The 26,151-nt window shown below is 71.9% G+C and carries 16 protein-coding genes; 4 read left to right on the forward strand and 12 right to left on the reverse strand.

Annotation, left to right across the window (positions count from 1 at the left end):
• On the forward strand, positions 1-635 hold a 635-nt coding region (locus tag AB0K34_RS14270; protein WP_364548542.1), incomplete at its 5' end, for a helix-turn-helix domain-containing protein.
• Positions 636-639: 4 nt separating this feature from the next.
• A complete protein-coding gene (locus tag AB0K34_RS14275) occupies positions 640-2,067 on the forward strand; it encodes an aldehyde dehydrogenase family protein (RefSeq protein ID WP_138636253.1) in 1,428 nt (475 codons plus the stop codon).
• Here the strand turns inward: AB0K34_RS14275 and AB0K34_RS14280 are convergent.
• The 6 genes from AB0K34_RS14280 to AB0K34_RS14305 form a co-directional block, all read right to left on the reverse strand.
• A complete protein-coding gene (locus AB0K34_RS14280) occupies positions 2,064-3,113 on the reverse strand; it encodes an alpha/beta hydrolase (RefSeq protein WP_205719213.1) in 1,050 nt (349 codons plus the stop codon). The genes AB0K34_RS14275 and AB0K34_RS14280 overlap by 4 nt on opposite strands.
• Positions 3,114-3,167: 54 nt before the next feature.
• Complete coding sequence (locus AB0K34_RS14285; RefSeq protein ID WP_301177196.1) at positions 3,168-3,779, reverse strand: hypothetical protein; 612 nt, start codon at positions 3,777-3,779, stop codon at positions 3,168-3,170.
• Positions 3,780-3,886: 107 nt separating this feature from the next.
• Entirely contained in the window at positions 3,887-4,687 is an 801-nt protein-coding gene (locus AB0K34_RS14290) for an SAM-dependent methyltransferase (protein ID WP_364548547.1), read from the reverse strand.
• 70 nt (positions 4,688-4,757) lie between these two features.
• The gene (locus tag AB0K34_RS14295; protein WP_364548549.1) at positions 4,758-5,168 is read right to left on the reverse strand and encodes a hypothetical protein; all 411 of its coding nucleotides are present in this window, start codon (positions 5,166-5,168) and stop codon (positions 4,758-4,760) included.
• A gap of 51 nt (positions 5,169-5,219) precedes the next feature.
• Positions 5,220-11,588, reverse strand: a complete 6,369-nt coding sequence (locus tag AB0K34_RS14300; protein ID WP_364548552.1) for an RHS repeat-associated core domain-containing protein — start codon at positions 11,586-11,588, stop codon at positions 5,220-5,222.
• 118 nt (positions 11,589-11,706) lie between these two features.
• Positions 11,707-15,834 (reverse strand): LamG domain-containing protein, encoded by a 4,128-nt coding sequence (locus AB0K34_RS14305; RefSeq protein ID WP_364548555.1) that lies wholly within the window; start codon positions 15,832-15,834, stop codon positions 11,707-11,709.
• A 654-nt stretch (positions 15,835-16,488) separates the two neighbouring features.
• Here AB0K34_RS14305 and AB0K34_RS14310 point away from each other — a divergent pair.
• On the forward strand, positions 16,489-16,725 hold the full coding sequence (locus tag AB0K34_RS14310) for a hypothetical protein (protein ID WP_364548558.1): 237 nt from the start codon (positions 16,489-16,491) through the stop codon (positions 16,723-16,725).
• Between the two features lie 60 nt (positions 16,726-16,785).
• On the opposite strand, the gene AB0K34_RS14315 is transcribed toward AB0K34_RS14310, so the two are convergent.
• The 5 genes from AB0K34_RS14315 to AB0K34_RS14335 all read right to left on the reverse strand — a co-directional run bounded on the left by AB0K34_RS14315 (position 16,786) and on the right by AB0K34_RS14335 (position 22,924).
• Positions 16,786-18,783, reverse strand: a complete 1,998-nt coding sequence (locus AB0K34_RS14315) for an MMPL family transporter (RefSeq protein WP_364548708.1) — start codon at positions 18,781-18,783, stop codon at positions 16,786-16,788.
• Between the two features lie 301 nt (positions 18,784-19,084).
• Positions 19,085-20,047, reverse strand: coding sequence for an RNA polymerase sigma factor SigJ (gene sigJ / locus AB0K34_RS14320; RefSeq protein WP_364548561.1), 963 nt, complete (start codon positions 20,045-20,047; stop codon positions 19,085-19,087).
• Positions 20,048-20,102: 55 nt separating this feature from the next.
• Positions 20,103-20,720, reverse strand: a complete 618-nt coding sequence (locus AB0K34_RS14325) for a class I SAM-dependent methyltransferase (protein ID WP_138636611.1) — start codon at positions 20,718-20,720, stop codon at positions 20,103-20,105.
• A complete protein-coding gene (locus AB0K34_RS14330; RefSeq protein WP_364548564.1) occupies positions 20,689-21,426 on the reverse strand; it encodes a type 1 glutamine amidotransferase in 738 nt (245 codons plus the stop codon). The genes AB0K34_RS14325 and AB0K34_RS14330 overlap by 32 nt, the downstream gene beginning before the upstream one ends.
• A gap of 34 nt (positions 21,427-21,460) precedes the next feature.
• Complete coding sequence (locus AB0K34_RS14335; protein WP_364548567.1) at positions 21,461-22,924, reverse strand: carboxyl transferase domain-containing protein; 1,464 nt, start codon at positions 22,922-22,924, stop codon at positions 21,461-21,463.
• 112 nt (positions 22,925-23,036) lie between these two features.
• Here AB0K34_RS14335 and AB0K34_RS14340 point away from each other — a divergent pair, with 112 nt between their 5' ends.
• Positions 23,037-24,461, forward strand: a complete 1,425-nt coding sequence (locus AB0K34_RS14340) for an amidase (RefSeq protein ID WP_364548570.1) — start codon at positions 23,037-23,039, stop codon at positions 24,459-24,461.
• Positions 24,462-24,464: 3 nt separating this feature from the next.
• On the opposite strand, the gene AB0K34_RS14345 is transcribed toward AB0K34_RS14340, so the two are convergent.
• Entirely contained in the window at positions 24,465-25,829 is a 1,365-nt protein-coding gene (locus tag AB0K34_RS14345; protein ID WP_138636608.1) for a HAMP domain-containing sensor histidine kinase, read from the reverse strand.
• Positions 25,830-26,151 lie beyond the last annotated feature (322 nt).

Below are 26,151 nucleotides of genomic sequence, written 5' to 3' on the forward strand. Positions count from 1 at the left end.
GGCCCGCGGTGCCGCGCGGGCCGGTGCGGGTGCTGGCCTGCGCGGGCGGCACCGCCGTCCTGGACGCGCTGGAGTCCGACCCGGCGGGGGCGCGCTGCCCGGCGGTGCCGCTGGGCGGGCACGTCGCCGTCGTCGTCCCGGACGAGCTGTCCGGCGCGGTCGAGGCGCTGCTCGCCGGCACCGGCCCGGTCGGCGTCAGCACCCCGGCGTCCGATGATCTGCCGGCGGCGCTCCGGGAGGCCGAGGAGGCGCTGGCTGCGGCCCGGCAGACCGGCAAGGACGTGCTCCGCCACGCCGACCTTCCCGGGCAGAGCGTCCTCGACCTCCTGGACCCGCCCGTCGCCCGCGCCTTCGCCGACACACTTCTGGCGCCGCTGCGGAAGGAGGACCTGGTGGAGACCGTCCGGGCCTATGTCGCGGCCAACGGGCAGGGTGAGGCGGCGGCGCGCGCGCTGGGCGTCCACCGGCACACCCTCCGCGCGCGGATGCGCAAGGCCGCCGAACTCCTGGGCCGCGACCCGGACGACCCGGCCGTCCGTGCCGAACTGTGGATCGCGCTCGCCGTGTCGTCCAGTCGAGGCGATCGGATTGGACATCGTGGAGACTCGCATTCGGGCCCCGCGGAGATAGCGTGAACGCATGAACGCGACCCCATTCTGGCTGGCCGGCCGGCCCGAGACCGGTGACGGTGAGCTGACCGTTACGCACCCCTACGACGGCCGCGTGGTCGGGACGGCGGCCGTCCCGACGCCCGCGCAGGTGGAGGAGGCGATCGCCGCCGCGGACGCGGTCCGCCGGGAGGCGGCGGCGCTGCCGCTGCACGTGCGGGCCGAGGCGCTCGCGCACGTGTCCGCGCGGATCGCCGAGCGGGCCGAGGAGATCGCCCGGCTGATCACCGCCGAGAACGGCAAGCCGCTGCTGTGGGCGCGCGGCGAGGTGACCCGCGCGATCTCCACGTTCCGGTTCGCCGCCGAGGAGGCCCGCCGCTTCAGCGCCACCACCCAGCGGCTCGACACCGACCCGGCCGCCGAGGGCCGGATGGCCTACATCACCCGCGTGCCGCGCGGCCCGGTGCTCGGCATCTCGCCGTTCAACTTCCCGCTGAACCTCGCCGCGCACAAGATCGCCCCGGCGATCGCGGCGGGCACCCCGATCGTGCTCAAGCCGGCGCCCGCCACGCCGCTGTCGGCGCTGCTGCTCGGCGAGCTGCTCGCCGGGACCGACCTGCCCGCCGGGATGTTCTCGATCCTGCCGGTGCCGAACGACCGCGCGTCCGGCCTGGTCGACGACCCGCGGCTGCCGATCGTGTCGTTCACCGGCTCGGTGCCGGTCGGCTGGGCGATCAACGACCGGGCGCCGCGCAAGCACGTCACCCTCGAACTCGGCGGCAACGGCGCGGCCGTCGTCCTGCCGGACGCCGACCTCGACTGGGCCGCCAAGCGCATCGGGCTGTTCGCCAACTACCAGGCCGGGCAGAGCTGCATCGCCGTCCAGCGCGTCTACGTCGACCGGTCCGTGTACGACGAGTTCGTACCGAAGCTGGTCGACACCGTCGCCTCGCTCGTCACCGGCGACCCGTGGGACGACAAGACGCAGGTCGGCCCGCTCGTCAGCCAGGAGGCCGCCGAGCGCGTCGAAGCCTGGGTGGACGAGGCCGTCGCGGCGGGCGCGAAGGTGCTGACCGGCGGCACCCGCGAGGGCGCCGCCTACGCCCCGACCGTCCTCGCCGGCGTCCCCGCCGACGCCAAGGTGTCCCGCGAGGAGGTCTTCGGCCCGGTCATGTTCGTCCAGCCGGTGGACGGCGTCGACGAGGCGTTCGCGCTCGTCAACGACTCCAAGTTCGGCCTCCAGGCGGGCGTGTTCACCCGCAGCCTCGACATCGCGTTCCGCGCGCACCGCGAGCTCGACGTCGGCGGCGTCGTGATCGGCGACGTCCCGTCCTACCGCGCCGACCAGATGCCCTACGGCGGCGTGAAGGACTCCGGCGTCGGCCGGGAGGGCCTGCGGTCGGCGATGGCCGACTACACCGAGGAGAAGGTCATGATCCTGACGGGCCTGCCCCTCTAGCTCCGGTCCCGGGGCCCCGCGTACAGCCCGGTGCGCAGGGCCCCGGCCGCCTCCGACAGCGCCTCCCGGGCCCGTCCGCCGAGCGACCACGTGTTCGCGAACCCGTGGATGAGGTCGTCCTGGCGGCGCAGCGCGACCCGCACCCCGTCCTTCTCCAGCCGCTTCGCGAACTCCTCGCCCTCGTCCCGCAGCGGGTCGAACCCGGCCGTCGCGATGTAGGCGGGCGGGAACCCGCTCAGGTCGTCGGCGAGCAGCGGCGACGCCTTCACCTCGGCGCGCCGCTCCTCAGGGCAGTAGTGGTCGCCGAACCACGTCATGTCGGCGTCGGTCAGGTAGAACCCCTCAGCGAACAGCTCCCGCGACCGCCGCCGGGCGGACAGGTCGGTCGCCGGGTAGAACAGCAGCGCGAAGTCCGGCGTGCGCTCCGCGAGCAGCCCGACGACCGCCGCGAGGTTGCCGCCCGCGCTGTCGCCGCCGACCGCGATCGTCCCGGGGTCGGCGCCCAGCTCCGCGGCGTGCTCGGCGGCGTACGCGTAGGCGGTGAGCGCGTCGTCCGGCGCCGCCGGATAGGGGTGCTCGGGCGCCAGCCGGTAGTCCACCGACAGGACCCGCACCTCGGCATGCACCGCCAGGTACCGGCACACCGCGTCGTGCGTTTCGAGGTCGCCGATGACCCAGCCGCCGCCGTGGTAGAAGACGAGCAGCGGCGACCCGTCCGGGAGGGCCTTCGGCGTGTACAGCCGGGACGGCACCCCGCCCGCGTCGACCGCCCGCGTGCGCACCGGCCGCGCGGGCAGCCCCGGCAGCAGCACCTTCGTCCGGGCGAGGCCGGCCCGCGCGGCCGCGACGGACCCGCCGGCCAGCCGGCGCTCCCCCTCCAGCCGCATCATCATCAGCAGCAGCTGCGCGTCCAGCGCCAGCTCCTGCCCGTCCCGGCGCACCGGCGCCCCGACGATCAGCCGTTTCACGGGCTCGGGCAACGCGAAGACGCTTCGCAGCAGCCGCCCGGACACCGACGGCGGCACCATCTCGACCAACGACGCCACACGAACCTCCAACACTGGGGGGAATGCCGCAAACCGTACTCGGGCCGGTTCCCCCTAGGCGAGGGCGCGTCGCCGGTAGTACGCGACGGTGACGGCCGCGAGCAGCGGCCCCCACGCCACCAGCGGCGCGTAGGCGAGGACGCCGAGCACCCCCTCCCAGCTGTGGAAGTGGATGGGGAAGCCGTCCGGCAGCGGGCGCCCCTGGATGGTCTTCTGGAACACCAGGCAGTTGACCACCGACACCGTCCACAGCACCGTCAAAACCGCCGCGCCGATCGACGCGGGGATCACCGCGGCCATCGTCGGCACCCGCCGTCCCCGCAGCACCGGCACCCACCGGGGGAACACCTCGCCCCACCGCGCGATCAGCCCCACGGCGGTGAAGGCGACCAGCTCCGACACCAGCGACAGCACCACGACGTACGCCTCCAGGGGCAGCCAGCCCGGCAGGTCGCCCCGCCCGTCCCCCGGCCCCAGATCATCGCCGTCGATGATCGGCAGGTGCAGCGTGAACGCCGCGATCCGCCACAGCCCCGCGGGCAGCACGGTGAACGGGACGGCCAGCGCGGCGATCCGCGCCCACCGCGGCACCCCGTCGACGGCGCCGTGCGCGCTCCGCCACCCGGCCCGCACCCGCTCGGCCGGCGACATGGTCATGACCGTCATCGCGGTCTCCTCTCATGGCGCTCCCTGCTCCGGGACACCACGATCACAGCCGCGACCGCCCGCACCGATCCCCCGCCGGCGCGATCCGCCTCCCCCGCGCGGGTGAATCAGGGCTTGCGGGCCACGGCCGCGTACCCGGGCACCTCGTCGGGCCGGCCCCAGGGCGTGTGCTCGGGACGCCAGCGCGACATGGAGACCACGCCCGGCTCCAGGAGCTCCAGACCGTCGAAGAACCGGGTGATGGCCTCGCGCGTGCGCGGCACCATCGGGTTAGCCGACTTCTCGTTCCAGTCGTCCTGCGCCTCCGCCTGGGCCGTCTCCCCCCGGTCGAAGTCGAGGGTGGAGTGCGTCATGGCGACATGGCTCCCGGACGGGACGGCGTCCAGCAGCACCCCGAGCAGCCGCCGCGCCTCGTCGTCGTCGTGGACGAAGTGCATGATGCCCAGCAGCATGATCGCGACCGGCTTGCCGAAGTCGAGCGTCGCGGCGGCCTTCTCCAGGATGTCGCCCGGTTCGCGCAGATCCGCGTGGATGTAGTCGCAGGCGCCCTGCGGGCTGCTGCTGAGCAGGGCCCGCGCGTGGGTCAGCACGAGGGGGTCGTTGTCCACGTAGACGATCCGCGCGTCCGGGGCGGCGCGCTGGGCGACCTCATGGGTGTTGTCCATGGTCGGCAGCCCGGTGCCGATGTCGAGGAACTGCCGCACCCCGGCCTCGCCCGCCAGATACCGGACGGACCTGCCGAGGAACGCCCGGTCGGCGCGGGCCACGTCGACGATCTGCGGGAACATGCCCCGAAACTGCTCGGCCGCCTGCTGGTCGACCTCGTAGTTGTCCTTCCCGCCGAGCAGGTAGTTCCACACCCGCGCCGAATGCGGAACGCTCGTGTCGATCTCCGGCCTCTCACCCACGGCGGCACCTCCGGATCTTCGTTTTTCCGCCAATCTAGCGGATTCCGCCGCCCGTCCCGACCCGCTCAGATCATTCGGCGCGAATACCGCGCCGGCGCTCCTCGTCGATGAGCCACTGCGGCTTCTTCTTGTCGGAGTAGCCTGCGAGGTGCCGCGTGATGGCAATGATGGCCGCGACCGCCGACAGGACCACGAGAACGGCGGAAATCCAATAGGTGACGTCGTTCTCGGGAAGGTGGCTCACTACCGCGATCAGCCCCCAGAGACCGAACACACTCGATATGGGGAGCATGTTCAACGGCGCGTACCTGATCATCCCCGGCACGTTCTCATTGAAGTAGTTGTACCGCAGCCACGATCTGCTGAGACGGCCGTACTGCCGGTAGGCGAAATGCCCGTAGAACGCGAGGGCGAACATGGCGAAGCAGACCACCGCGACCCACCATGAGAGAGGCTCGACCGGTGTCTCGGCACCATCCATGCGCCCTCCGTCAGAGTAGGCCGACATTAGCGGATACGACCGTCTCTCAGTCTAGCCACCGTAGAACTTCCTGCCCACCCAGCCGCCGATCGCCCCGCCGGCGGCCGCCCCCAGATATCCGCCGGCGACGCCGCAGGCGAGTGCGGCAGGCCCGCAGAACGTGCCGAGCGATGCGCCGACATACGCGCCGACGCCGGCGCCGGCGCCACGCAGGAACAGCCGGCTTCTCTTGTCGTCACTGGTCAGATCCGACCGCTGCTTGTCGTTGTTGACCTGCGTGTTCACGCCATCGACGACCGATATTCCGATGCCGAGCGGACCGGCCACCTTGCTCACGGTGAGTGCGCGCCCTCCCAGCTTTCCGATTTTCGAACCGACTTTGGCGCCCTTCACATAAAGATTCCCGGACGGGGGACGCGATCCCCCGGAGCCGCCTATCGTGCGCCGCAGCATGTTGACCGTCTCATCGCTGAGGCCGAGTTTGCCGAGAACGCTGTAGAGATCGTTCTCCAACGCGAGCCCACCGAGCCCGAGCGCCTTCATCAACTCGGACAGGTAACCCGCGCCATTACTGCTCGCCACCCAGGGATTCTTCAGGTTGAGACCCGCCAGGAAATCTCCGATAAGGGACGGAGGGTCGTAGGGCCGCGGCGGCCTTATCTGTGCCCGCGGCGGGCATGCGGCCGGCATCAGGGAGCAGAGCGTCTGCCTCGCCTTCTGGTTGCCGCGGGGGGTCTGCCGCCACGACGGGTCCGTGGAGCCGACCTTCCTTCCCCTGCGGTCATAGACGTCGTAGCCGTGCTTGGTGGGCCGGCGGTCGACTCCGTCCCCGTTGAAGCATTCAACGCCGTCGGGCGTGCGACGGCACATGTTGCCGTCGGGGTCGCTGTTGGTGATGGGGCTGTTGTTGGCGTAGGTGTAGCCGTTCATCTGCTGGGGGTCGGCCTGGTCGACGAGGGGGTCGACGGAGATGAAGCGGCCGGTGTCGGGGTCGTATTCGCGGGCGCCGAGGTGGGTGAGGCCGGTGGGGTCCTGGGTGCCGCCGACGAAGCCCTTGTCGTTGGGCCAGGTCGCGTTCTCGTCGAAGCCGCGGATGGAGCCGAAGGGGGTGAAGCGGCGGACTATGGCGGCCTGGGTGGTGGCGTTGATGGCCACCTGGCCGCTGCCCTGGTGGTCCGCGGACAGGTAAGTGACCTGCCCGTTGGAAGTGCGCATGGCGACGGTCTTACCGGCGAAAGCGTAGTAGCGGGTGCCGGTGGCGGTAGTGGCGCCGTTGAGGGCCCTCAGTTCGTTGCCTTCCGGCAGGTAGAGCGTGCTCCCGGCGGGATCCTTGCGGATCAGGCGGTTGCCGTCGGCGTCGTAGATGTACGTCTCGTCGTTGCCGTTCTCGGTGACCTTGGCCAGTTCGCCTTCGGTATTCCAGGTGAATGTCTGGGCGCCATCGGTGTTCTGGACGGTGGCGGTGTTGCCGGTGGCGTCGTAGCCGTAGGTGTCGGTGCGGTTGCCTGCCGGCCCGGTCTGGGTGACCTGGGTGAGGCGGTTGCCCTGTCCGGCGGGGGCGTAGGTGTAGGTGCGGGTGGTGTCGGTTGTGCCGCCGATTCCGTGCCGGGTTTCGCCGGTGCGGTTGCCGGTCTTGTCGTAGGCGAAGGACTGCCAGTACGGGGCCGGTCCGCCGATCACCGAGGCGCTGGGTTGGGTGGCGCAGGCGCCGGTGGTGCCCTGCGTCCAGGCCTCTGTCAGGCGCTGGAGGTGGTCGTAGGTGAAGCACTGGTTGTCGACGCCGTCGCGGGAGTCGTCGGTGACGGAGGTGATGGCGCCGGAGTCGGTGTAGTGGTAGGTGGCGAAGCGGTCGTTGCCGTCGATGCCCTCACGGAAGGTCTTGGCGGTGTCCAGCCGCTGGCTGCCGTACTGGTAACTGAAGGTCTGCCACGCCCGTGTCGGTGCGGTGCCCATCTCGATGATGGACGGCTTGCCGAGCGGGGTGTAGACGGTGTCGTTGACGTAGGTGCCCTTGGCGCTGGTCAGCCGGGTGGGCCGCTGCCAGGCATCGTAGGTGTTGACGACGGTCTCGATGGGCAGCCCGCCGGCGCCGGGCAGGCTGCTGCTCTGGACGGTGCCGTCGAGGTTGTAGGCGGTGGAGAACAGGTACGTCCCGGCCAGGGCTCCCTGCTGGGAGGGGATGGTGACGGTGGCGGCCTCCACACGTCCGAGGGTGTCGTAGCCGCGGACCTGGTTGACGTACTGCGCGCCGTCGAAGTGGCGGACCGATGAGGCGAGCTTGCCCTTGCCGCGGGTGACGGTGTCGTAGGTGTAGGAGGTCAGCAGTGGTCCGTCTGCGGCGCCTTCGTGGGTTGCGGTTTTGCGGCCGAGTCCGTCGTAGGTGGTGAAGACCTTCTTGTCGCGTGCGTCGGTGGTGGAGGTGACGCGGTCGAGGTCGTCGTAGGTGAAGGTGGTGGTGCCCTTGTCGGGGTCGGTGGTCTGGATCTTGCGGCCGCGCAGGTCGTAGGTGGTGGTGAAGGTGTTTCCGGACGGGTCGGTGACCGAGGCGATCTCCCCGGCTGGCGTGTAGGTGTAGGTGGTGGCGTCGAACTCGCCGGTGGGGGCGGCGGCCTTGTACTGGCGCCGCTCGACCACCTGACCGCGCGCGTCGGTGATCTGCGCGGTGGGAGTGCCGCCGTTGGGCGGCGTGACCGAAGTGCGGTTGCCGCCGCCGTAGGAGTAGGTCGTGCGCCACAGTTCCTGCTCGGGCTGCGACCCGTTCCCCTTCATGGCCTTCTCGACGGTCTTACGGCCCAGCCCGTCGTACTCAGTACGGGTCTGAGTCTCGACGTTGCCGGGAGTGCCGACCCCGAACAGGGCGGTCTCGGGGGCTCCTGCGGCCGGGTACGCGGCGTAGGACTTGGCCACTTGGCCGCGAGTATCGTAGAAGGTGTCGCTGATGAGGCGGCCGGCCGGGGCGGGCACCTGGGTCTGGCGGGAGCGCAGCCACCCGTCCAGCAGCTCGACCTTGTCCACCCGTTGACCACCGGTCGCGGTCAGGCCCTTGGTGGTGACCGCGACGATCTGCCCCTCGACCACCCGGTACCCGAACTCGTAGTTGGGGTGCGGGTTGCCGCCCTTGGACCGGTTCGGCAGCCACACCTCGGTGACCCGGCCCAGCCCGTCGTACACCAGGTCGGTGTTCAGACCGTTGGCATCGGTCGTACGGGTCGCCTGCCCGAATGCCGGGTCCAGTTCCTCGGTGCTCGTCAGCGCCGTGGACGCGTTACCCGGTGTGGCCGGCGGCGTGGTCGTCTGCTTCTTGGTCGTCAGGCCCTGGGTGTCGGTGTAAACGGTGGTGGCGGTCTGCCCCAGCGCGTCCTTCACCTTGGTGACACGGCCATAGGCGTCATAGGTGATCTCGGACTGCGTCACGTAGTTCGCGGTACCGCCGTCGTAGCCGGCGACGCTGTCGACCTTGGTGGCCCGCCCCTTGGAGGGGGCCGCGCCGAGGCCGCCGTTGTCGTAGTAGGTGCGCGTGTCCGACACGACCTGGGCGGGACGGTTCGGGGTGGCGGTGCAGGCGACCGAGACGGTGTCCACCCTCGACGGGAACGACACCATCCAGGCGCCCTCGTTATCGGCGTAGGTGGTGCGGGTGCACTTGTCGTCACTGCCGGTGCTGGTGTCCCCGAGATCGTTGACAGCGGTGATGCGGCCGAGTCCAGGGCCCGACGTGGCGTAGGTGTTGTCGGTCTTGGTCTCGGTCCAGCCGCCGCCGTCCTTGGCCGTCCATGTGCGGGTCGTGTCGACCGCGGTCACGTTGGCGGTGGTGGTGCCCCAGGAGCGGGTGCGGGACGCGGTCTGCGCGCGCCACGGTGTGTTGACCGTCTTGCTGTGGATGCTGCCGCCCGGGGCGGTGTACTGGACGGTCTTGAGCTCGAACCCGGCGAGGGCGTCGTGGTCGGTGTAGGTGCCGCCCTCACCGTCGGAGACGGTGACGCTCTTCTCGCCGCCGGACTTGGTCTTGCGGTCGCCGTCCATGCCGCGCAGGTAGAAGTCGTCGGTCTGGGCCGCCGGATTGTCGAAGTCGCCGGTGAGGGTGCGGACCTGGCCGTAGCCGCGCCATTGCGACCAGGTCTTGTTCTTCTCCTTGGTCAGCCCGTCATCGTCGTCGAAGTGCCAGGCCGCGCCGCCCAGGTACTGGTACTTGGTGGCCATGTCCGGTGCCAGGCCGGTCCGGTCGGTCTGGATGACGGAGGTGACCACGTATTTGTGGAACCAGTCGGTGATCGGGTCTTCCCGGCCGGGCGGTGTCCAGATGACCGGCATGCAGCGGGTGGTATTGGTCTCCGGTGTCGGCAGGTTCGACAGGGTGCAGTCGGGGTCGGAGTAGGCGATGTCGATCTGTCCACCGGACTCGTCGTAGATCGCGCCGAGCCGGTAGCGGGTGTAGGCCAGGATGTCGTCGCCGGTCTTGTCCAGCCGGTTGTCCATCTGGACGTGGTTGAACGTCACCTTGGGCAACGTCACCGGAGCACTGCCGTCGGTCGAGGCGTGCCCGGTGTGCTCGATCTCCTTCAGCACCAGGTCCCGCTCGATGTCGGCCATCTTCCACTCATGGTCCAGAGCCCAGGAGTCCACCGGCCGGTACCCGGACGCGTCCGGCTTGAGGATCTGCGTGGTGACCTTGGTCAGCCGCTTGCGGGACCAGAACGTCGGCGAGATCGCACCGTGGGTGTCCTTGCACTCCTGGCCGGAGTTGCAGTTCAGGTCCCAGGGGACGTCCCACCACTTGTCGGGGTTGCTGCCGATCTTGGACGGGTCGCAGTCGAAGTTGGCGTCCGGGATGCACCGTTCGGAGGTGGTGAAGGCGACCTGCGCCGGCGCCTTGGCGAACAGCGCGTCCTTGCGCAGTCCGTAGGAGATCGTCTTCAGGTAGCCGCCGCGAATGTAGGGCGTCTCGTCCCCGACTTTGAGGTTGCGGCCGTAGTGGTTGGTCTCGGTGCCATAGGTGTAGTTGATGGCGTTGCCGGACGGGTCGACGACATAGTCCAGGTTCCACCGGTACGCCTGCTGGCACCACGACCCCGCGAACGACGAGTCATGGCAGGGTTCGTCGGCGTCGTCGCCGAACACCGGCACCGTCCACGCCGAGTTCGTTTCCGGTTTTCCGTCCTCCCAGCCGGGGAGGCGGTTCAGCCCGAAGAAGTACTGGACGCCATCGACCGTGGTGACTTTCCAGTACTCCCCGTTGTCGTCTCCGTTGCCGGTGGCCGAGCTGGTGAGCTTTTCGAACTTGGTGCCGTCGTCGTTCTTCATCCGCCACGAGCCGTCGGAAGCCTTGATCAGCTCTCCGCCCTTGCCGTTCCACGTGACGGTCGCATTGTCGTAGCCCCAGCACCGGTCGCCTGGCGCGTTGCCCCACTCGTCCTTGGGAACGCCGTCGTCCTCACACGACTTGTACCGCCGCTCGATATAGCCGGGCCACAGGTCGAACCCCTCGCCCACCCACGACGGCTGTCCATTGGTGTTGCTCGTACGTCCGTCCACGCTTGCAGAGGAGTAGGAGATCTCCACTTCCGGCGCCAGGCCACTGGGGACGGGCGGCACCCGCATCGGGTACGACCACGTGAAGTCACCCATGTTGCCGCCGCCGTCCCATGTGGCCGAGGCTTCCAAGGACGTCGCCTTGTAGTCGCCCTGGGAGCTGTCGGAGGCGGAGGCGGCGACAAGCAGGGTCGCATTCTGCCCCGACGCCGTCATCGGCGCGGCCTCGATGTCGGCGGTCAGTGTATTGGAGGCCGCGTCGTTGTCGGTGGTCACCGGCTCACCGGTGCGGCATTCCGGCTTGTCCGGGGTGGTCAGGGCGCATTGCGGGAGTTGGGTGAGGCGCAGCCGGGCACCGTAGGCACCACCGAATGCCTGCGCGAACGCTGAATAGTCCAGCCGTACCTTCACCCGACCCGGCGCGTCGGCATCGGTGCGTGCGACGGTGAACGCCACACCGTCCACTCCGAGGCTTCGGCTGCTCGCCTGGTCCAGCACCTGGACCCGCACCCGGTCCGCCTTCGGGACACTTCTCTTTGAGCGCGCCTGCTTACCCGGTGCCAGGACGCGCACCGGCAGCCCGCCGGCACGCTCGCCGGAGCCCTTGGCGTCGGAGGGGACGGTGACCTCGGCGGCTCCCGGCTTCGGCCACGCTGCTTTGGCGGCGGGCCCGGGCTGGGAGGGGTCGGTCTTGCGAGGCCGGACCTTCAGGTCGTGGCCGGGCACCGGCTTCTCATGAGTGGCCGCCTTGGGGCGATGGGAGTTGGGCGGGTCGGCCAGCGCCGGCGGGGACGTCAGCACTCCAGCCGACATCATCACCGCCGCCACGCCCGCGGCCAGGGTCACCGCACGGCGCGGACCCAACACCAGCTTCTTGCGGCCTGCGTTCACGACGTCCTCCATCGCCACCGCCCGGTCGAGGGCGCATCACGCGATCACCAGGAGAGAAGGGACATGGGTAGGAGTGGCTCGCCGCCCCACGGCAGGGGACGGCGAACCATGTCGAGTTCTAGGGCCCGTCGTCGGTGGGGAGTTCGACTCCGCCGGCGAGCATCTGGATCTGTTCGGTGGTCAGTGCGCCCTGGTAGGCCCAGATGTCGTCGAGGGCGTCGGTCCAGTACTCGGTGCCGTCGGCGGCGCCGAACTTGGTCCGGCCGACCTGCAGCCCGCCGTTGCCCGCCGCCTCGAAACCGATCACCTGGTCCTGCTGGGACACGCTGTCGGCGGTCTGCTCCAACTGCCCGTCCACATACAGGCTCACCCGGTCGCGCAACGCGTCGTACACCACCGCCACATGCGACCAGTCCTGCACCACGAACCCCGAATGCGACGCCGACAACCCGGTCGCCGACCCCTCATCGGAGTTGTGCATCACGACCTGCCAGACGCCCTGCTCCTCAGGATCCTCGCCCGGGACATAGCGCAGCGCGAACGCATTCGTCGCCGCACCCGGCTGGGAGAACACCGTCGCCGGCGCCAGCGGCCGCCCGTCGTTGCGGACCCACCCGGCGACCGTGAAACTCTCGTTGGTCGCCACCACCGGACCGGTCGTCTCGGCGAACGCCTTCACCGCCGGATCCAGCTTCAGCCCCGCCACCGACGCCCACCCCTTGAACCCCGCCGCAGGATCGATGAACGCACCATTGCGCAGCACCAAACCCGGCCCCGCACCATCCTTGGTCTCACCCGAACCATCGGCATTCAGCAGCCACCGGGCCTTCAGCACCGGATGCTGAGAGACCATCTCCTCAGCCTCCTGCTGGCCGACGATCCGGTCGTAGACCCGCACATCGTCGACCAGGCCGGGCCAGTGGTCGGCTTGGTCGCCGAGCCACTTGCTGCGCCCGATCTGGAATCCGCCCAAAGCCGGCCAGGCCGAAGTGACCTCTGGGCTCTCGACTCCCGGCTCGCCGTTCACGTAGATCTGCAGCTTCCCGGTGTTCTTGTCGAACACGCCGATCAGATGAGTCCAGGCATTCAGAACGGCCGGTTCCTTCGAGAAGGCTTGATAGGTTCCGGTCTCCGCGGAGTCGGCCTTGACCCTTGAGAACGCCCATTTCCGGTATGCGCCGTCGTATTTGAGGTAGAACCCGCTCTTGCTCGTGCCGTCCTGGCTGAGCACCGTGCGGGTGCGATCTCCCTTTTCCAGGCGAACCCAGGCCGATACCGCGAAACTGCGTATGGTGTTGATGACCGGACGGTCGGTGCCGGCGTGCCCTTGGGTCGTGTCATCGAGCCGTAGCGCGGTGCCCGCCTGCCCTTCGTTCCCGAGCGTCGCTCCGCCGTAAAGGGTCGCCTTCCACGGATCCATGGGGCTGTACACCCGTCTCTTCGCGGCCGGCTCGTCCATGTTCCAGTGAGCGATCGAGGCCGCTCCCGTAAGGGCGGTGCCATCGGCGAGTTGCTGGGCCTGCGCATCGGTCAGCACCTGGCCGAACGCTTGGACGTCATCGATGGAGCCGGGCCAGTAGTTGGCGAAGGAGCCGTTGTACAGGCTCCGGCCGATCTCGAAGGCGCCGTGGGACGCGAGCGGCGTGCCCGCGCCCGCGGTGGCCTGGAGTTGTCCGTTCACATAGAGCCGCAGTTGTGAGGCGGCCTGGTCGTACACGCCGATGAGGTGGCTCCATGCCCCCAGCGGAAGCGGGGCATCGTCCATGGCCTTCTGCCATGCACCACCGCCGTCATTGGTATCGGTGGACGGCTTCTTGAAGACCGGGTGACCGTCCGGCTCGATTCCAAGTTGGAAGGCGCTCTGGAACGTGGCGTTCTGCGCCAGCACGTTCACCATGCCGTACTGGGTCGGTTTGACCCAGGCGGACACGGTGAATGCCTTGCCGGGGTCGACCAGTGGCAGGGTGCTCTCGGCGAAACCGTAGACGCCGTCCATCGACAGCCCGGTCCCGTGCTTGCCTTCACCACCCAAGGCCGCGGATCCCGCCAGCACCGCCGGCCGTCCCGGGCCGGTCGAGGTCACCTCGGACGCACCGGCACCCTCGTCCAGGGAGAACCGTGCCACGGGATCGGCCCCCGCATTGGCACGGAACTCATAGGAGAAGCTCGGACCGTTCTGGTTGGAGGGCGCAAAGGCCTGCACGGTCAGCACGTTGGGACCCGACCGGGTCGGCGCTAGCACCACCACCTGCTCTGCCCCGTTGGTCGTGGTCACCGTCCGGACAGGAACACCGTTCAGACTGACCTCGTACCGGTTGGCGACCTGCTCGGAGTCGGAGACGAGAAACCGCCCGCTCTCGCCTACCCCGCCGTGCCAGGCGTCGTCGTTCGGATACTCCTGCGATGTGACCGTCGGTTTGCCCGGGACGGCGGGGTCGTAGACGAAGTAGCAGCCGGTTTGGGCGCCGTCGTAGGACCAGGGTCCCCACTGCTCGCCGTCCCAGGCGCGCACTCCCCAGCCGATCTTGGTGCGCTGCGGGATGGTGGAGGGCAGGGTGACCGAGAAGCGGCTGCCGGAGGTTTTGGCCGGGGTGAGGGAGGAGGTCCACTTGGGGCCCCAGTCCGAGCCGTCGGCCTTGTTGGCCCAGTGCAGCGTGAACTGCCCCTGCACCTTGTTCTTGTCCTCGGTGTCGGGATCCTTGAGGTAGGCGTACACCGTGGACAGGTCGTTGACGGTCTGCTGCTGCCCGGACGGGAGGCACTTGGTGCCGGGGTTGGCGAACATGGTGTCGGTGTCGGGCTGCAGCGGCGGGTTGTTGTACTGCACCTTCAGGTAGGCGTCATCGGCGAACCGCTTCCACCAGTCCATCGTCGACTCGCTGTAGGCCCGCAACCCGAACGTGATGGTGGAGTTCCCGGCGTTCACCGCGCTCTGCACATGCGAGCGCAGCTTGGCCCCGCCGAACTCCACCGGCGCCCTGGAGCAGTACGCCACATCCCGCGAGGTCAGATGCTCCAGCCACACCGACGAGGAATTGGTGTTGCTCCACGTCGCATACGACTTCAACGCCGTCGTCCGCCACAACTGCACCGACGTCGGATTACTGCAGTTGTAGGCACTGGTCTCGAACGCCGTGAACTCCACGTTCTGGATGTAGCGACCCTTGATCGACGGCAGCGGCATCCGGAAGAACAACCGCTTGGTCTGGTTCTTCACACAGTTGGGATCCTTGGCCACCTCGCAGCGGCCCACACCCTCAGTCGACTTCCCGTCGAACTTGTAATACGACTCATCCGGCCACCCCGACGACACCATCCCCCAACTGGTCGCCTTACTCGTCGTCCACACCGGATCAATGAACACCGGGAACTTCGTATCCCCGGCCGCCAGCAACTCCCGGTCTGGGGTCAGCGTCAGCTTCCCCTTGCCGACCGCCACACCCAGCCGGGCGGTCTTGGCGCCGTCGGCCGGGCCCTCGGCAGGGTCGGCGCCCGGGTCGGCGGCCTGTCCACGGGCCTGCGCGCCCTGGGGCTCGGCGCGGGAGGAGTCCCACATGCGCGGGGACGGCGCCTCGAACACCGCCGAACCCGACCCGCTGTCGGCCGCGGTCAGCACCCCGTTGCCCGCCCGCCGGACCGTCATCCGGTCGGCCGACATCTTCAGCGCCAACTGCGCCACCCGCGCGTCCTTGGCCGCCTGGGCGGTCTTGACCACCAGCACATGGGAGAACCCGTCCACCCGCGCCCGCAACCGCAGATCCACATCCGGCCCGGCCACACCCCGATACACCGCGGTGTCGTCCTCCAGCACCGGCTCGGGCAACGGCTGCGGCCACGACAGCGCCAGCTTGTGACCGGCCCGGGTCATCTGCACCATCGGGCCGTCCCCACCGGCCGAGAACACCAGCCCCACCGTGGTCGCCGCCGGCACCACACCACTGCCCGAGCGGCGCAACCGTGTGTCGATGTCCACCCACTGGCCGGCCTTGCGAGTCCGGACCGGCTGCAGCCGCTGCTCGACCTCGATCCGCCCGTTCGGCAGCGCCCGCACCGTCCGCGACTCACCCCGCTGCGACAAGATCTCCACCGGCCGACCCGACCGCGCCGCCGCCGCGACCGCCTCCCGCTCAGACGCAACCCCCGCCGGCGCCGGCTCGGACGCGTCCGCACGCGCCACCGCACCCGGTGCCCCGGACGCGATGCCGGGCGCCTGCACCACACCGGCCACCAGCACCAAAGCCGCCAACCGCGCCGACCACACCGGGCGCCGCCACAACGACAACCGCGCACCACGCGCACCATCAACCGCCCGACGACGACCCATAAAGAACCCCCACACATAAAGGGTTGTTAAAGCCGCCTTAAGGTAACCCGCTGATCAACTTCCAGAAAGACCCCCACAACAACCGACCGACCGTGACTCAGATCACACCACACGCAGGTAAACCAGACAGAGGACGTAACACGTCATGTCCTAATCGCCACCACTCAGATGATCACAGCATGCGACTCGTCGGCTTCGCACAGCTGATATCCGCGCGAAAGAGAAGCCGATGTAGCGCAGCCGATTCACACATGCAAGAGCTCTGGACGACCACAAGTGCCCATATCGCAACGGACAGAGAAGACTTCCTTGACGCGGCATCGAAGAATGGCATAAGAGCCGCGGCCATGTGCGGCCTCGCGACGAGCGCGCGGGCGGACCCCAGCTCCTTCCGGCTCATCGCCGAGGAAGAGTCGACCGTCCGCCGGTCATGCGCGAGGGCGCGGAGGGTGGATCGGTACGGGATTACCACGATGCGCAGGGTTGCCGTGCTGTGACAAACTGTGACGTGAGAGTGAAGGCGCCCCCACGAGCAGGAAAGCGAACGACATGGCCGACGACACCCCGGTGCCTTCCGTGAGCGTGCCGGATCCCGTGTGCGGGAGCGCCGCGCGGACGTGCCGGCTACACCTCCTCACCACCGGCGTGCTCGCCGTGTTCGCCGCCGTCGGAGCGGCCGTGGTCGTCGCGTCGCTGGTGCCGCGCGGTCATCGCGGCAGGCGGCGGCTGCGGCGGACGCGACCCTGGAACCGCAGGACCCCCGCCGAGGCCGTCCCCTCGGATGCCCCTCCCCCGGCGGACGACCGCCCCTGACAGTGAACGGGCCCCGGCCGCGCGTGTGCGCCGCCGGGGCCCGCCCTGTGCCGCGCCGGATCAGGTCCCGTGCTTCTCGATCTGCACTTCGGGGAGCACCCGGGCCAGCGGGCGGGGAAGCCACCATGCGCGGCGGCCGAGCAGGCGCATGGCGGCGGGGACGAGCAGGCAGCGGATGATGACGGCGTCCACGAAGACGGCGACCGCCATGCCGAAGCCGGTCTGCTGCAGCAGCCGCTCGGGGCTGAGCATGAACGCGCCGAAGACGACGATCATGATGGCGCCGGCGGCGGTGATGACCGAACCGGTGTGGGCGAGGCCCTCGCGGACGGCGAGCGCGGCGTCGCCGGTGCGCTTCCACTCCTCGCGCATCCGGGAGACCAGGAAGATCTCGTAGTCCATGGACAGGCCGAAGACCACGGCGAACACCATCACCGGCAGGTACGCCTCGATGGGGGCGGGTTCGACGCCGAACAGCCCGTGCTGGAACACCAGCGTCATCGCGCCCAGTGCCGCGCCGATGCTGAGCAGGTTCAGCAGGGCCGCCTTCAGCGGGATGAGCACCGACCGGAACACCATCATGAGCAGGAGCAGCGACAGGCCGACGACGATGGCGACGAACAGCGGCATGCGGTCGGCGACCTTGGCCGCGTAGTCCTCGGCGGCGGCGGTCGTCCCGCCGATGGCGTACCGCGCGCCGGTCTGCGCCTCCAGCCGCGGCAGGACGTCGCCGCGCAGCCGGGAGACCAGGTCGGAGGTCTCCTTCGCCTGCGGGGACGTCGTCGGGTACACGAGGACGGTGGCGATCCGCCGGTCGGCGGACGGCACGGGAGCGGCCGCGGCGCGGACGCCGGAGGTTCCGGCGAGGGCGCGGGACGCGGCCGCGGCCGCCTGCTCCGCACCGTCCCTGCCGCCGTCGGCGACGAGCATGAGCGGGCCGTTGAACCCGGGCCCGAAGCCCTCCGCCAGCAGGTCGTACGCCTTGCGGCTGGTGGTGTCGGGGGCGTCGTTGCCGGCGTCGGCGAAGCCGAGCCGCATGCCGAGGGCCGGTGCGGCGAGGGTGCCCAGCAGCACGCCGCCGACGAGCAGGGCGGCGAGGGGGCGGCGCTGCACGGCGGTCCCGACGCGGCGCCACAGGGCGCCCTCATCGGCGCGGCCGCGGGCCGCGCGGCGGGCGGCGCGGGCGGGGAAGACGCGGGCGAAGCGCCGGCCGAAGACGCCGAGCAGGGCGGGCAGCAGGGTGAGCGAGGCGAGCATCGTGGCGAGGACGGTCAGCGCGACCGACACCGCCATGCCGCGCAGCGCGCCCAGGCCGAGGGCGACCAGGCCGAGCAGCGCGAGGATCACGGTGCAGCCGGCGAAGAACACCGAGCGTCCCGCGATGTCCAGCGCCGTCGTGGTGGCGCGTTCGGAGGTGGCGCCGTTCACCAGTTCCGCGCGGTAGCGGGCGAAGACCAGCAGCGCGTAGTCGATGCCGACGCCGAGCCCGACGAGCATCATCACGTACGGCGTCCAGTCGGCGATCGTGAACAGGTGCGAGGCGAGGATGATCGCGCCGAGCGTCGAGCCGACGGCGAACACCGCGGTCAGGATCGGCAGGCCCGCGGCGACCGCGGTGCCGAACATCACCACCAGGATCACCAGTGCCGCGAGGATGCCGGCGCCCTCGGCCAGGCCGCCCTGCCCCGTGGCGAGCAGCCGGGCGGGCTCGCCGCCGAGTTCGACCTGGAGGCCGTCGCCCGCGGCGGCCTGCGCGGTCTCCAAGAGCTTCTCGGCGTCGGCGCGGGTCACCTCCTTCGCGGGGACCTTGAGCATCGCGGTGGCGTAGCCGGTGGTGCCGCCGGGCGCGATCGCGGACGCGTCCGCGTACGGGGCGTGGACCTGCGCGATCACCGGAAGCGCGGCGACCTTGTCGAGCATGCCGGTCACGCGGGCGCGGGTGGCCGGGTCGGTCAGGCCCCCGTCGCGGTGCAGGACGATCTGCACGGTGTCGCCGGCGCGGCCGGACCCGTGCGCGGTGAGCAGGTCGGCCGCGCGCTGCGACTCGGTCCCCGGCAGCGCGTAGTCCTCGCGGTAGTCGTCGCCGCTGAGGGACGCGGCCCCCCCAGATCCCGGCCAGCACGGCGGTCCACAGGATCAGGACGAGCCAGCGGCGGCGGTGCGCGAAGGCGGCGACCCGGCCGAACACCCCTGCCGGGGGCGCGGCGGCGGTCGCGGTCCGCCGTTCCTCGGTGAACGTCATGACACCTTCCCAATCACGGATTGAACTGACATGAATGCGGTGAGTGACCGCACGAGGGTGCGGTGATGCGGGCCCGGCCGCCGGTGCGGCGGCCGGAGCCTCAGCGAGATGGGATCGTCAGTCGGGGACCGACACGTAGGCGAGCTTGTCGGGGTTGCGGATCACGTCGACCGAGGTGATCCGCCCGCCGTCCACGGTGAAGGAGGCGACCGACAGCACGTCGTCCACGGCACGCAGGACCAAGCCCGGCATGCCGTTGACGGTGGCGACGCGGACGTCCAGCCGCGCGCCGCGGGTGAACGACAGCAGCAGCCGCGCGACCTGGTCGGCGCCGAGCACCTCGCCGGGGACGGCGCTGACCTTGCCGCCGCCGTCGCCGCGGCACACCACGTCCGGGTCGAGCAGCCGGGTGAGCGCGTCGAGGTCGCCGCCCTGGCACGCGGCGGCGAACGCCTCCACCAGCGCGCGCTGCTCCTGCGGGGTGGGCGGGAACCGCGGCCGGCCCGCGGCGACGTGCCGGCGGGCGCGCGAGGCCAGCTGCCGGACGGCGGCGGGCGTCCGGCCGACCACCTCCGCGACCTCCTCGAAGGTCATCGAGAACACGTCGTGCAGCAGGAACGCCGCGCGCTCGGCCGGTGACAGGCTCTCCAGCACCAGCAGCAGCGCCATGCTCACCGACTCGTCGAGGGTGACCCGCTCGGCCGGGTCCGCGCCGGTCTCCGCGACCAGCGGCTCGGGCAGCCAGGTGCCGACGTAGCGCTCGCGCCGCGCCCGGGCGCTGCCGAGCGCGTCCAGCGCCAGCCGCCCGACGGTCCTGATCAGCCAGCCCCGCAGGTCGCGGATCCCGGACGGGTCCTCCAGCATGCGCAGCCGCAGCCACGCCTCCTGGACGCAGTCCTCCGCCTCGGCGACCGAGCCGAGCGTCGCGTAGGCGACGCGCAGCAGCCGGGCCCGCTCCTGCTGGAACGCGCGCGCCAGATCATCGGCCGTCACGCCGCCCTGCTCGGCCCGGTCGTGGCCGGCGTCCACCGCCTCGCCGACCCCCGGCGCACCGCTCCCACCGATTCCTGCGACTCTCATGCCCGGAGGACGACGTCGCGCCGGAAAGTGTGACATCCGCGCCCGGACAAGGCGGCTAGTCCTTGCGCAGGAGCAGGCTTCCGGCGGGGAAGCGCTCGATCTCGGTGGGGGTGCGCAGCATGCGGGCGACCTCGGTCAGGCCCGCGCGGCGGCCGAGGTCGGCGACGGCGTCGACCGGCCAGCGGTAGGCCCGGACGACCTTGTGGTCGAACGCCTCCGGCTCGTGCCCGCCGCCGGACTGGAAGCCGAGGAGCAGGTGCCCGCCGGGGGCCAGGACGCGGTGGAACTCGGCGAAGGCGCGCGCGACCTCGGCGGGCTCCAGGTGGATGATCGAGTACCAGGCGAGGGCGCCGGCGAGGCCGCCGTCCGGGAGGTCGAGCGCCGTCATGGTGCCCTCGGTGAAGCCGAGATGGGGGTGGTCGGCGCGGGCCCGGGCGATCATGGCGGGCGACAGGTCGACGCCGGACGCGTCCAGGCCGAGGGAGTGCAGGAACGCGGTCACGTGGCCGGGGCCGCAGCCCAGTTCGGCGACCGGGCCCTGGCCGCGGACGAGGTCCGCGAACGCGGTGAGCATCGCGCGGTCGAGAGGGAGGCCGGCGAGGGAGTCGCTGAACATGTCGGCGTAAAGGGTGGCGACGGCGTCATAGGCCGTTCGGGTGTCGGTCTCCGTCATGGGGTCCGACACTAGCGGCCCGGTCGAGGAACGCGTCGACGAGCGAGCGGGTGCGGCGGACCGCGTCCGGCTCGGCGCGCACGACCTCGGCCATGACCGCGTCGGGGTCGGCGCCCGCGGCCCGCATGAGCGCGCCCGCGCCGTCCGCCAGCCACAGCGCGAACCCCGCCGCGGTGATCTCGGGATGGAACTGCAGGCCCATCGAGCGGCCGATGACGAACGCCTGCGGGCCGACGGGGGTGCGGGCGATCTCGGCGGCGCCCGGCGGCGGCCGCCAGCGGTCGCGGTGGAGCTGGAACCAGGGGCCCGGCGGGACGAGCGCCGGGTCGGCGGTCTCGACCGCGACCCAGCCCGCCTCGGTGCGCGGGGCGCGCTCGACGCCGCCGCCGAGCGCGGCCGCCAGCGCCTGCCCGCCGAAGCAGATGCCGAGGACCGGGACGCCCGCGGCGTGGGCGCGGGCGAGCAGGTCGAGTTCGGGGACGACCCATGAGGCCACGCCCGGGTCGTCCACCGACCAGGGGGCGCCCATGGGGACGATCAGGTCCCAGCCGAGCGGGTCGGGGAACGCGCACCGCACGTCCGGGGCCGACCGCCGGCCGGCGGGCACGACGGGGAGTTCGGTGACGTCGTACCCGCGGGCGGCCAGCCGGTCGCCGACCGGTCCCGGCAGGGCCACGTGATCGTGCTGGATGAGCAGGGCGCGCAACGGAACCTCCCCTCCGGGTACTTCCCCGGGCAGGTCACCGGTAACGGGCCTGGCGGGCGGCGGGCCCGCCCGGTGCCAGGCCGGACAGCCCCGCCTCGATCGCGGCGGCGGCGCGGCGGCAGAACGCCTCCGGCTCGTCGGCGGCGTCCGGGCGCTCGTCGACCAGGACGTCGGCGGTCCCGTCGCGGAGCAGGTCCGCCGCGCGGACGCCCTGCGCCTCCGCCATCTCCGCCGCGCGCTCCGGGGTCCGGTGGACGATCACCGACGCGCCCTCCGGCGGGAGCGGGGCGAGCCACCCGTGCCGGGCCACGAGGACGCGGTCGGCGGGCAGCAGCGCGAGCGCGGCGCCGCCCGTCCCCTCGCCGAGCAGCAGGCACAGGGTCGGCGCGGGCAGCGTGATCAGGTCGGCGAGGCAGCGGGCGATCTCGCCGGCGAGGCCGCCCTCCTCCGCGTCCGCCGACAGCACGGCGCCGGGCGTGTCGACCACGGTGACCAGCGGCAGGCCGAGCTGGGCGGCGAGCCGCATGCCGCGCCGCGCGACCCGCAGCCCGGCCGGGCCGAGCGGGTGGCCGGTGCGCTGGCTGCGCCGGTCCTGTCCGACCAGGACGCACGGCGCCGCGCCGAACCGGGCCAGGGCGAGCATGAGGCCCGGGTCGGCCTCGCCCTGCCCGGTCCCCGACAGGAGGGTGACGTCGGCCGCGCCGTACCGGAGCAGTTCGCGGACGCCCGGACGGCCGGGGCGCCGGGACCGCTCGATCGCGTCCCACGCCGTCCCGTCCGGAGGCGGGCCCGCGGAGGGCGGGGCCGCCGGCGCCGACGGCGGCCGGCCGCACAGGACGTTCAGCGCCCGCGACGCCACCTCCGCGAGGTCGTCGATGCCGACCACGGCGTCCAGCAGCCCCTTGGCCGCGAGGTTCTCGGCGACCTGCACGCCGGACGGGAACGGCTCGCCGTGCAGGCCCTCGTACACGCGCGGCCCGAGGAAGCCGATCAGCGCGCCCGGCTCGGCGGCCGTCACGTGGCCGAGCGACCCCCACGAGGCGAACACCCCGCCCGTCGTGGGATGGCGCAGGTAGACCAGGTACGGCAGCCCGGCGGCGCGGTGCGCCGCGACGGCCGCGGTGATGCGCGCCATCTGGACGAACGCGGCCGTCCCCTCCTGCATGCGGGTGCCGCCCGAGGCGGGCGCGGCGAGCAGCGGCAGCCGCTCGGCGGTGGCGCGCTCGACGGCGGCGACGATCCGGTCGGCGGTGGCGCGGCCGATCGAGCCGGCGAGGAAGCCGAACTCCGACACGACGAACGCCACGCGGCGGCCCCGCAGCAGGCCCTCCCCGGTGCGGACGGCCTCGTCGCCGCCGCTGCGCTCGCGGGCGGCGGCGAGGTCCCGGGCATAGCGCGAGCCGGGCGGGGGCGCGGCGCCGGGCGGCTCGTCCCAGGACGTCCAGCCGCCGTCCAGCACGCGGCCCAGCAGTTCGCGGGCGCCGACACGTTCCGTCACGCGTCCCCTTCCCTCGGTTCCCCTCGGTCTTCCCAGCATGATGACCGCAGGGGCGGGCCATCCGGCGGCCGGGGGTGGACACTGGGAGGTACCCGGCAGAAGGGGAGGCCACGTGTCCGAGGAGATCTGCTTCGCGCCCGCCCGCGAGCTGGCGCGCCGGATCCGCGCCCGCGAACTGTCCGCGCGGGAGGTCGTGCAGGCCCATTTCGACCAGATAGAGCGGGTCGACCCGCAGGTGAACGCCATCGTCACGCTGGTCGCCGAGCGGGCGATGGAGCAGGCGCTGGACGCCGACGAACGGCTCGCCGCCGGGGCGCCGCCCGGCCCCCTGCACGGCCTGCCCGTCGCCCACAAGGACACGCACGCCACCGCCGGCGTCCGCACCACCTCCGGGTCGCCGATCTTCGCCGACCACGTGCCCGACCGGGACGAGCTGGTCGTCGAGCGGATCCGGGCCGCCGGCGCCATCACGATCGGCAAGACGAACGTCCCCGAGTTCGCCGCCGGGTCGCACACCTTCAACCCGCTCTTCGGCCTGACCCGCAACCCCTACGACCTCTCCCGGTCGGCGGGCGGCAGCAGCGGCGGCGCGGCGGCGGCGCTCGCGTGCGGGATGCATCCGCTCGCCGACGGCAGCGACATGGGCGGCTCGCTGCGCAACCCCGCCTCGTTCTGCAACGTCGTCGGGTTCCGCCCGTCGCCCGGGCGGGTGCCGTCGTGGCCGGTGCCGGCGGGCTGGTCGACGATGAGCGTGCAGGGCCCGATGGCCCGCGAGGTCGCGGACGCGGCGCTGCTGCTGTCGGTGCTCGCCGGCCCCGACCCGCGCAGCCCCATCGCGCTGGACACGCCCGGCTCGGCGTTCGCCGGGCCGCTCGACCGCGACCCCGCCGGGCTCCGCGTCGCCTGGTCCCCCGACCTCGGCGGGACGGTCCCCGTCGACCCCGCCGTCACCGCCGTCCTCGAACCCGCCGTGAAGGTGTTCGAGGAGCTGGGCTGCGCCGTCGAGGAGGCGTGCCCCGACCTCTCCGGCGCCGACGAGGTGTTCCGGACGCTGCGGGCCTGGCACTGGGACATCGCCCTGCGCCCCCTGCTGGACGAGCGGCCCGGCGACTTCAAGCCGTCCCTCGCGGCGAACATCGAGGCCGGGCGGTCCCTCACCGGCGCCGACCTCGGACGCGCCGAGATCCTGCACACCGCGCTGTTCCACCGCGTCCGCGAGTTCTTCGAGCGCTACGACGCGCTGCTCCTGCCGGTCAGCCAGGTCCCGCCGTTCGACGCGGACCTGGAGTACCCGGACGAGGTCGCGGGGCGGGCGATGCCCGACTACCTGGAGTGGATGCGCTCCTGCTTCCTCGTCTCCGCGACCGGCTGCCCCGCGCTGTCGGTGCCCGCCGGGTTCACCTCCGCCGGGCCCGGCGGGCTGCCGGTCGGGCTGCAGATCGTCGGCCCGCACCGCGCCGACCTCGACGTCCTGCGGCTCGGGCACGCGTTCGAGCAGGCGACGGGGCACGCCGAGCGCCGCCCGCCGCTGGCGTAGCGGCTACGGCCGGTCCAGCGGTATCCGCATCACGAACCGGGCGCCCTGGTCGCTGTCGGCGGCGACGAGCGTGCCGTCGTGCGCGAGGGCGATGTCGCGGGAGATCGTCAGGCCGAGCCCGGTGCCGCTGGCGTCCCGCGCCCGGGCCTCGGGCAGCCGCTGGAACCGGCGGAAGATCCGCTCGCGGTCGGCCGGGGGGATGCCCGCGCCGTCGTCGCGGACCTCCAGCACGGCGTCCGGCCCGTCCGCCGCGACCGTCACCCACACCCGCGACCGCGCGTGCCGCTCGGCGTTGTCGAGCAGGTTCGTCAGCACCCGGACCAGGTGGTGCGGGGCGGCCCGCACCACGACGCCCTCTTCGGTGTCGATCTCCACCGGGATCCGCCGCGACCGCGCGGCCGCCTCGCCCCGCACCAGCGCGCCGAGGTCGACCCGCTCCCGCTCGACCTGCACGCCGGCGCCGAGCTTCGCCATGATGAGCAGGTCGCTGACGATCCCCTGCAGCCGGTCCGCGTCGCCGAGCGCCGCCCGCGCGACCGCGGGCCAGTCCTCGTCCTCCGGATGCTCCAGCGCGACCTCCAGCTGGGCGCGCAGCCCGGTCAGCGGGCTGCGCAGCTCGTGCGAGACGTCCGCGACGAACGCGCGCTGCCGGGCCATGACGTCCGCGAGCCGGTTCAGCGTCACGTTCACCGACTCCGCGAGGTCGGACACCTCGTCGTTCGGGCTCGGCACGCTGACCCGCCGGTCGTGCTCGCCGCCGGTGATCTCCGCCAGCTCCTCGCTCATCACCCGCACCGGCCGCAGCGCCCGCCGCACCGCCAGCGACACGACCCAGCCGACCGCGCCGGTCGCGACGAGCACCGACAGCACGAGCAGCGCCGTGAACAGCCCCCGGTACCGGGTGAACGCGGTGATCGGCGCGCCGGCGTAGACGATCCGCTCGCCCTCGGGGGCCCGCACCCGCTCGGAGACGAAGTAGACACCGCCCTTGTCGGCCAGCTGGACGGTGGTGTACTCGCGGCGGCCCGGCACCGGCGAGACCGGCAGCCGCAGCGGGCCGCGGCCCCGCATGGACTCGCTCGCCGCGAGGACGCCGCCCTCGTCGCTCACGATCTGGAGCAGCGTGAAGTCGGGGTCGTTGACGTGCAGGGTGCCGCGCGGGTCCGTCGTGCGCACGAGCGTGGCGAGGTCCGCGGCGACGAAGCCGCCCCGCTCGCGCAGCCCCTGGTACACCGTGTACCGCACGGCCTGGTAGAAGAGCAGGACGCCGGCGACCAGGAGCAGCCCCACGATGAGGGTGGCGACGGCGCTCACGCGGGTCCGCACGGACCAGCGCGACGGCGACAGCCAGCCCCCGAGTCTCCGCACCCGGCGCCCCTCCCCCTTGCGGCTCGTGGTCCGTGCCGGACCGCGAGCGGGGCCTGCCGGACCGCGGCCTGGCCGCCGTACGCGCCGCGTCCCGGCGCCGGGGGGTTTGACGCAGAACAGGTTCTTACCTGGCCGGTCCGCGGCGAAACCTCACCGCCCGGCGGGACCGGAACCTCACCGCGAAGCGGACCGGAACCCCCGCCGCCGCGTGGGACCGGCGCCCGCGCGGACGGCGCCTCCCACCCCTGGGGAGCCGCCCGCGCGGGCACCGCCTTCGGTGCCGCCGGCCGCCCGTCGCGCCCGCCGAGGAGGATCGCGGGGG

This window comes from Actinomadura sp. NPDC049382, from assembly GCF_040677125.1.
Lineage (GTDB): Bacteria > Actinomycetota > Actinomycetes > Streptosporangiales > Streptosporangiaceae > Spirillospora > Spirillospora geliboluensis.

Coding starts and splice junctions, on each gene's coding strand:
- AB0K34_RS14275 (WP_138636253.1), top strand. CDS start 640: ATGAACGCGACCCCATTCTGGCTGGCCGGCCGGCCCGAGACCGGTGAC.
- AB0K34_RS14285 (WP_301177196.1), bottom strand. CDS start 3,779: ATGACGGTCATGACCATGTCGCCGGCCGAGCGGGTGCGGGCCGGGTGG.
- AB0K34_RS14295 (WP_364548549.1), bottom strand. CDS start 5,168: ATGGATGGTGCCGAGACACCGGTCGAGCCTCTCTCATGGTGGGTCGCG.
- sigJ (WP_364548561.1), bottom strand. CDS start 20,047: ATGAGAGTCGCAGGAATCGGTGGGAGCGGTGCGCCGGGGGTCGGCGAG.
- AB0K34_RS14325 (WP_138636611.1), bottom strand. CDS start 20,720: ATGACGGAGACCGACACCCGAACGGCCTATGACGCCGTCGCCACCCTT.